The following is an 8,425-nucleotide window of genomic DNA, read 5'->3' as shown; positions in this document are numbered from 1 at the left end:
GCCTTGCGAGGAGGGACATAGTCCCGACATGGCAATCTTGTCAAACATTCTGAGATTGCGGACGTACAAAATTTTCAATTTTTCCTCGCAATGACGGAAACCGATTCATGCAGGCAACGCTTACCATAATATATAATTCCATGATTCTTAAAAACTTATCTTTACTAATAATATTATTCTTTTCAATATCAGCTTTTTCTGCTGCTACTAACCTAAAAAATATTCCTATTACTGTTGTTGCTCCGGCAACAGGTGCTGATAATAAGACTTTATCGGATTTAAAAAATATTAATGGATTAAATTTAAAAATTCCTTCTAAATGTTTTGCTAAAGGTAAGCTACCCTTTCTTGCAAGTAGCGATGAAGTAAGATTTAATTGCCTGCGGGATATATTATTTGATGAGTCTGATAATGTAGTATGGAGTTTACGAGGCGGTTATGGTTCTGCTAGAATAATTCCCGATTTACTAAAGCTATCAAAACCAAATAAAGAGAAATTCTTTATAGGATATAGCGATATAACGGTTTTACATCTTTTTCTATCACAAGAATGGGGATGGAAAACTATTCACGGCAGTAATATAGCCGACTTATTAAAAACTGATAAAGATCAAAGTAATTTTACCAAGCTTGCTGAAATATTAAAAGGTAAGGTAAAGCAGGTTACTATAAATAATTTGAGTCCGCTTAATGATATAGCAAAATCAAGTGATCTTGTTAACGGTAAACTAACAGGCGGTAACTTAACTATGGTGCAAACTAGTATAGGAACGAATTGGCAAATAAAGACTAAAGGCAAAATTCTTTTTTTAGAAGATGTGAATGTAGCTCCTTTTAGATTAGATCGTGAGCTTATACACTTAAAGCAAGCAGGGCTACTTAAGGATGTTAAGGCTATAATATTTGGTTCATTCGGTAAAGATCTTGACGCCACAATGTTGGTGCTTCGTAATTTTGCAGATAATTTAAATATCCCGGTATTTAAAACAAATAGATTCGGTCATGCCAAAATTAACGATCCGATTATTTATAATACGGATAGCAAGATTATCATGGGGAAGAATAAAGGATTTAAGTTAGTGATGGGGTTGTAAATGTTATGTTATCCCCGTGGCTTGACTACCACTACGTCATTGCGAGCGACCGTAGGGAGCGTGGCAATCTCAGGACTTCGGCCACGAGATTGCTTCGTCAATTGCTATGCAATTTCCTCGCAATGACGGCTGTTATAATTAACTCTGCCTAATCAAATGCAAATAATCATTATATTTTGATAAATTCAAATCATAAGCAAAAGACTTATTTGTAATGTAATATTCAAGTAATTTTACGAGTCCTGCTTTATATCTATTTAAAGTTTCAATTCTTAAAGCTATTTCTGTTGTTTGTATATAAGGTTCGGTACTGGTTATTTTCACATAAGCAATGGTATAGTCAATTGATTTAGGCTTGCTGACGATGTTACTCGTCGTCTCGCCTATTATTATAGGCTCTACCCTCGGTGCCTTGTATCCAAGCCCAACTGAATTGACTATAGTATTTTCATTTTTAATATTAAATCCGTTTTCTAGCAACATTAAACTTTCGATAATAAGTTGCGGAGAGAGTCCAAGCTCTATTTCTTTCTTAGTCGGAATAGTACCGGTTTTATAATCTAGTATAGTTATATGGTTTGATTTACTTATTTCAATTCGGTCAGCTATACCGATTATTTTTATATCTTGACCTGCAATATTTAGCCGTAATTCCCCTTTAGTCTCAAAATAGATTTCTTTGCAATTTTTTCGGCGTTCTATATCAAATAAAATAAAAGCTTTGCTGAAAGCCGTGAGTTTTATTTGCCAAGTTTTTTTTGTGTAGTTTGGTAAAATAGTGCCATATAAAATATGATTGCCGATATTTATTAAAGAATTTTGTTTATCAAGCAAGTTTAAATTAATAAATTGTTTGTCGTAATTTTTAGAATACTCCTCTAAAACTTTATGAATAAAATTACCGAAATCCGATATTTTAGGCTCTTCCCATATATTATCTTTTTTACGTAGTCCAAGGATTTTCTTAGCATAAAACCCGTATGGGTTTCTTATTAATGTTTCTATGTCGGTTACTGATAAGACGGATGGGAAAGAGTGGCTATGTGCTGTAGACTCGTCCCCTATGTCATCCTTCCTTATGTCATTCCAGCAACGGCGGGAATCCATGTCTGGGTGGATTCCTGCTTCCGCAGGAATGACATAAGGGACGACAGGAATGACATCCTGTAATTTCAAAAATAAATTACACGGCACTGACAACTTACCATCATATTTTTTAGCGTTTAGTATAATTACTTGTTTATTTTGTAGAAATAAATTGAAGTAATCTGAATATAGAGTAGAGGCGATTTCCTCATAATCTATATTTAGTATCTGCAAGGCTTTCTTGCTAAGCCATGGGTGAGATTTAGCGGTAGGTGTCCAGTTTTCACCATTAAAATGCGGTAATATAATTAAGTCGAATGTACATAATGCTAAATCTTCAGGTCGTCCTATAATAATACTAGCAGAGTCAGTATTATTATAATATTTGATATTAGAGAGTAAAAAAGAAAAAATTTTAGGAAAATCTTTTTTATCCATTGAATTTATATATTTGCTATATGCAGTTAAATTTGTTAAAAACTCAACTAGTTCTGCTGCTCCTTCTTTTTCCCAAATAGTAGGTAAAAGTTTTTCAGCTATTTCTTTAGTTAAGGTCAGAATATCTAGTATATTATGCGGGTTATCGGTAAATAAAATATCTATTAAGTTACGGCAATATTCTTTTGTATCCTCGTTATCAAATTGTAATTGCAATAAATATTTAGGCGAGGATATAAAGCGGTTTTTATTAGATAGTATCATCTCTAACTTTTGTACGGCAGAGCAGTTAATTAAAGGATTTTTAAGTAATAAAAATAGGAGTTTTAAATCAAAATTATTACATAATATTTTAATAATGGAAGTTAGTAATTCCCCTATATTAGTAAGCCTTAAGTCATTACCTAGTAGATCTTCGTATCTGTCTAAAAAATTACAATATACTCTTTTAAGCTTATCATTATCCGTAACGATTGCTATTCGTTTATCTTTATTACGGCTACATATATAAGCTATTGCTACCGCCTCTTCATAAATGTCATTAGGTTCATAATAAGATATACCATCGCTAATCTGCTTGGAGGCTGGATTATAGTGAATTATGCAATTCTTTAATTCTTCTTCAAATCTTTTAAAAAAAATATTAGGCTTGAACATTCCGGCAAGTATTACCTGCTTATTCCTATTCTTTATTCTGATTATTTCTTCTTGTAATAGCTTTAATTTATGGATTGCTTTGGTTTGTTTTTGAGTAAGCGATATTTCTTCTTGCCATCTTAAAAAGCAATATTCTAGAAATTTATAAATCTTTTGCCAATAGTTAGAATTGTGATAGACTTCAATTAATTTTATATCGATATTATTGATTATAAGATCATTAAACAATTTTCTTAGAATTTCTGCAGCTTTTAATGATTCATTATTATTAAATTGTAAGTCTTTATATTCTGTAATTATTTTTGATATAATAAAAAGTTCTTCTATTTTAGATATATAATCCGAATCGGTTTTTTTTGAAATAAGAGAATTAAAAGGAATAATTATAGGTAATTTAATTTTATATTTATCGGTTAAAATTTTCTTTAATTCTAGGCATGAGAAATTATTAGGCAATATTATGTGAACTTCTGTACCTTTCTCTAATTTATCAATGATATACTCAGCAAAACTTTTCAAAAAAGAATAATCAGCAGTCATAAATAATGTTTTTTACGATAATATAGCAGATCCAAGGTCTGAAACAAATCTTATTTAAAACGATAATATAGTACAATAAATAATATTTGCTTATTAGTTTCTTATTAAGTATCTTAAAATATATTAATTTAAATTTTATAAATAAGGTATCATATGAAAATTTTTATTATATTATTTACTATTATAGTCTCTATAACATCACGAGCTTATGCTAATAATTTAAACACACATATAGCTTATTGTGATAATATACAAGTAGAACAACAAGAAGATTTGATAATACAAAAATTGGTTAAACTATTTGCGACTGAAATGAATTGTATTATTAGCGGCTGTTTACAACAATGGGATGTGCAAGATAATCGAGTAAAATATTCAATTGCTTGGCAAGAACAATGTGGACCTGTAATTTATGGTCAGTATCAACTGGGAGACAATGGTAGAGGTTCTACTTTCGTATGTGAACGCTCTAAAAATTCCGTATGTTTTTGACCGCTTGGATATGAATATAATAAAGCGTTTGTAATATGTTCATCTAATTATGTTGAAAACTAATATTTACTTACTAACTTTTACGAGTTCTTTAAATAATTCTAAATCTACTCCATTATCGTTAAGATATTCAGGATGCCATTGAACGCCGATAACAAATTTATGTTTCGTTGATTCAATGGCTTCAATTATACCATCTTCTGCTTTTGCAGATACGATAAGGTCATTACCAAGTTGTTTAGCAGCTTGGTGATGAGTCGAATTAACCATAGTTTGTAGCTGATTATTAGCTATTTTAGCAAGTTTAGTATTTGCTTCTATATTAATTGCATGCGAAACTATGTTTTTAGGCGAAGGTTGTGTATGATTAATGACAGTTTCAATATAATCAGGAATATGTTTAATAAGCGTACCTTTAAAAATAACGTTTAATAGCTGCATACCTCGGCATATTCCTAAAATCGGAATCTCTCTCTCTAATGCTTTCTTTAAAACTAATATCTCAAAATTATCACGTTCTTCATTAGAAATTACTACATCTTCGGCGCATTCCGGCTCATAAAATTTAGGATGTATGTCCTCATCACCGCCTGGAATTACAACACCGTCCACAAGTTCCATAAGCTGATTTATTGTATCAGTTTGATAAGGTAATAATAGAGGTACACCACCGGCTGCAATAATAGCATCGGTATAGTTTCTTCGCAAGGCGTACCATGGAAAAGCAGCGTAAGTATATTTTTCACAATTTTGAGCTAAATCAGGTGTAACACCTATTATCGGTTTCTTTTTCATTTTGTTATCGTTTTATTATTTTTCTGTCAGCTATATTGTTTATAAAAGTCCCGTCATTGCGAGCCAGCATTCATGCTGGCGTGGTAATCTCAGGAGTTTTTTAAATTATCTTATGAGATTGCCGCGTCGTTGCTAACGCAACCCCTCGTAATGACGACTTGGCATCCGCACAGCAAAGCCACTATTACCCCTCAATATGTGGTGGTGTTTCAAAAGTATGGAATGGCGGTGGTGAGGTAAGCGTCCACTCAAGCGTATCAGCTCCAATACCCCAAGGATTATTTGGGCAATTGTTGCCGTATTTTAGCGTATAGAAAACGATAAATACAAAATAAAGAGCAGCAAACATAGAGACGCCTGCTCCTATCGATGAAACCATATTCCAACCTGCGAAAGCTTCAGGGTAGTCTGGTATTCTTCTTGGCATACCCGCAAGCCCTAAAAAGTGCTGTGGGAAGAAAGTTAAATTAACACCTATAAATGTAATCCAAAAATGGATTTTTCCTAAAATTTCCGGATATTGTTTACCGGATATTTTGCCGAGCCAGTAATAAAATCCTGCAAATGCCGTAAATAAAGCACCGAGCGACATCGTATAATGGAAATGTGCCACAACATAATATGTATCATGCAGTACCCTATCAAGTGCTGAATTTGATAGGATTATGCCGGTTACGCCGCCAATCGTGAATAATATGATAAACCCTATTGAAAATAGCATAGGAGTCGGGAATGTAATCGAGCCACCCCACATAGTCGCTATCCAACTAAATATTTTAATGCCCGTCGGAACTGCTATAATCATTGTTCCGGCAGTGAAATATATAAGTGCATTATAAGAAAGACCAACAGTAAACATATGGTGAGCCCATACGATAAACCCGACGAATCCGATTATTACCATAGCTCCGACCATACCTTGATAACCGAATATAGGTTTGCGTGAAAAAGTCGAGATAACCTGACTTACTATACCAAAGCCTGGAAGTATTACGATATATACTTCAGGATGACCGAAAAACCAAAATAGATGCTGAAATAATACAGGATCACCGCCGCCGTCCGGTTTAAAGAAATTAGTTCCAAAGTTACGGTCGGTAAGCAGCATAGTTATAGCTCCGCCAAGTACTGGCATGGCTAAGATTATAAGGAATGCAGTTACTAATATAGACCAAACAAATAATGGCATCTTGAAAAGCCCCATACCCGGAGCTCTCATATTAAAGATAGTAACAATTAAGTTAATTGATCCGAGGATTGACGATAGACCGGTTAAATGTAAGCTGAAAATAGCCATATCAACGGCTGCTCCCGGGTGACCGCTCAAATTACTTAAAGGAGGGTAGAGCGTCCAGCCCGTTCCAGGACCGCCGTCAACAAAAGCAGAGCCCATAAGTAGGATAAAAGCAGGAACTAACAGCCAAAAACTGATATTGTTAAGGCGTGGAAATGCCATATCGGGAGCCCCTATTAACAGAGGTACGAAATAGTTACCAAAACCACCGAACAAAGCCGGCATAATCATAAAGAATACCATAATAACCGCATGTGCCGTGATAAGCACATTATATAGCTGGAAATCATGATTTAAGAAAGTGCCGCCAGGCATTGCAAGCTCTAACCTAAAGAGAAGAGAAAATGACCCTCCGACAATTCCGGCAAAAACGGCAAATATGATATACATAATGCCGATATCTTTATGATTGGTAGAAAAAAGCCATCGCCTCCAGCCGTGCGTGGTATAGTGGTCATCGTGATTTATGTTGTTAGTAGTTATAGCCTGAGTCATAAATTATCCTGAATTTTGCTAGCTAATGCTATTCTGATTGTGTATTAGGTTTGAGGTACCTAGAATGACTTGTTTTATAAAAGTGATGTATCTTTTCAATATAATTACAAAAATCCTTATTTTCTTTAGCTAAACGGTTTGCCGTATTCCAATCTACTTCCGGTCGTTCTTTTGCTGGAATTCTAATATAGCTTTCTAAAGGTTTATCTATATTAAGTTCAATAACACCAACCCCATGTAAGTCACATAATATATTTAATTCTTTTTTTGTATTGTCACCACGAATTTCCGTGATAACTAAATATCCTAAATTAGCCCAAGAAGAATTACTAACAGTTTGAAAAAACATTTGACGAACATTGGCTTGGTTAATTACCGTTTTCACTTCATACGATGATAGCTTGGTTTTTTTGTCAAAATATTCTTTTACACAATCCTTGATTTCATCGTTCCAATCGGCACTTAAATCTTCTACCCCAACAATATCGGGATATAACCATTTATTACCGTCGGGTCCACGTCCATTGGTTGAACGTTTTTCATTAATTCGATAATTATATATGTTGAATTCCGAATGCAAAAATTCAGATAATTTACTATATAAATCTTTTTCTTTTAACTTGGGAGAAGAGCCGGAAGCATTAAATGTTGCGATCTGCTCAATTTCTTCTATATCGGTTTTTTCGGTATAGTAATATTTACGTGGTCGTCCCTCTATTGTTTTGATTTGAGGGTGTTTCTTCTGTAAGATTTGTCTAATTGATGCAATCTCAGCTGCAATTTGTTTAATCAAAGCCTTATCATCTGTTAATAATACTTTTTTTGCTTTACTTCTTTGTCGCTTTTCCTCGCATTGTTTAGGATAATCTTTAAAAATTCCTTTTGCAAGTTCGTCAGATGTAAATTTTTCATCAGAATGCTTTTGTAAAAACTCAGGAATAACTTTTGGTAGATTTAATGTCATAAATGTTTACTATTATTCATTTAGCTAACCTGTTTTAATTTTTCGATATCTGCTCCAACAATTGCCGGAATATCCCGAGTGATTTTATCATAATCCCAGTCCCTCCATTTAATTTCAAGTAATTGCTCAATTATCTCCTCAGGAAATCTATAGCGTACTATCTTTGCAGGATTACCGACAACAATACTATACGGCGGTACATCTTTAGCTACTACTGAGCAAGCACCGATAATTGCTCCGTCACCTACATTAACTCCGGGCAAAATAGTAGAGTTTGTACCAAACCATACATCATTTCCTATAATTGTGTCTCTGCTTTTGTCAGGTGAAGGCGTATAATTATTCCAATTTTCAAAAATAAAAAAAGAATAAGTAGAAAATCCACCCATAGGATGATTCATATCATCGGTTATAAAACTAGTACCCATAGCAATAGCACAAAATTTCCCTATAATCAATTTAACAAAATAAGCTCCTCTAACATTTTCATATTCAAATTTCTCAGGATGATTAGCGTCATTGTAATATGTAGAAGTCAAGATTTAATCTTACAGACATTATAAAAATTAT

General features: G+C 33.4%; 7 protein-coding genes and 1 pseudogene. 2 read left to right on the top strand and 6 right to left on the bottom strand.

All coding sequences use genetic code 11. The features are described 5' to 3' along the window. Positions 1-140 precede the first annotated feature (140 nt). Entirely contained in the window at positions 141-1,094 is a 954-nt protein-coding gene (locus KYQ89_RS03395; RefSeq protein WP_218460407.1) for an LD-carboxypeptidase, read from the top strand. Between the two features lie 138 nt (positions 1,095-1,232). Here the strand turns inward: KYQ89_RS03395 and KYQ89_RS03390 are convergent, their stop codons facing one another. After that, entirely contained in the window at positions 1,233-3,815 is a 2,583-nt protein-coding gene (locus KYQ89_RS03390; RefSeq protein WP_218460406.1) for a PD-(D/E)XK nuclease family protein, read from the bottom strand. A gap of 153 nt (positions 3,816-3,968) precedes the next feature. On the opposite strand from KYQ89_RS03390, the gene KYQ89_RS07760 reads away from it, so the two are divergent. Next, positions 3,969-4,307 (top strand): hypothetical protein, encoded by a 339-nt coding sequence (locus KYQ89_RS07760; protein WP_256621228.1) that lies wholly within the window; start codon positions 3,969-3,971, stop codon positions 4,305-4,307. A gap of 66 nt (positions 4,308-4,373) precedes the next feature. Here the strand turns inward: KYQ89_RS07760 and KYQ89_RS03380 are convergent, their stop codons facing one another. From KYQ89_RS03380 to KYQ89_RS07745, 5 genes and pseudogenes are all read right to left on the bottom strand, one after another. After that, the gene (locus KYQ89_RS03380) at positions 4,374-5,102 is read right to left on the bottom strand and encodes a gamma-glutamyl-gamma-aminobutyrate hydrolase family protein (RefSeq protein ID WP_218460405.1); all 729 of its coding nucleotides are present in this window, start codon (positions 5,100-5,102) and stop codon (positions 4,374-4,376) included. Between the two features lie 184 nt (positions 5,103-5,286). After that, a complete protein-coding gene (gene ctaD, locus KYQ89_RS03375; RefSeq protein WP_218460404.1) occupies positions 5,287-6,891 on the bottom strand; it encodes a cytochrome c oxidase subunit I in 1,605 nt (534 codons plus the stop codon). A gap of 28 nt (positions 6,892-6,919) precedes the next feature. Beyond that, complete coding sequence (locus KYQ89_RS03370; protein ID WP_218460403.1) at positions 6,920-7,855, bottom strand: hypothetical protein; 936 nt, start codon at positions 7,853-7,855, stop codon at positions 6,920-6,922. 20 nt (positions 7,856-7,875) lie between these two features. Continuing rightward, positions 7,876-8,244, bottom strand: coding sequence for a CatB-related O-acetyltransferase (locus KYQ89_RS08270; RefSeq protein WP_371920400.1), 369 nt, complete (start codon positions 8,242-8,244; stop codon positions 7,876-7,878). A 21-nt stretch (positions 8,245-8,265) separates the two neighbouring features. After that, positions 8,266-8,385, bottom strand: a pseudogene (locus KYQ89_RS07745) (acetyltransferase); the annotation flags it as partial. Positions 8,386-8,425 lie beyond the last annotated feature (40 nt).

Origin of the sequence: Rickettsia sp. TH2014 (assembly GCF_019249195.1) — a bacterium.
Taxonomy (GTDB): domain Bacteria; phylum Pseudomonadota; class Alphaproteobacteria; order Rickettsiales; family Rickettsiaceae; genus Rickettsia; species Rickettsia felis.
The sequence above is the reverse complement of the archived record's forward strand: the minus strand, read 5'-3'. Positions and strand labels throughout refer to the sequence as shown.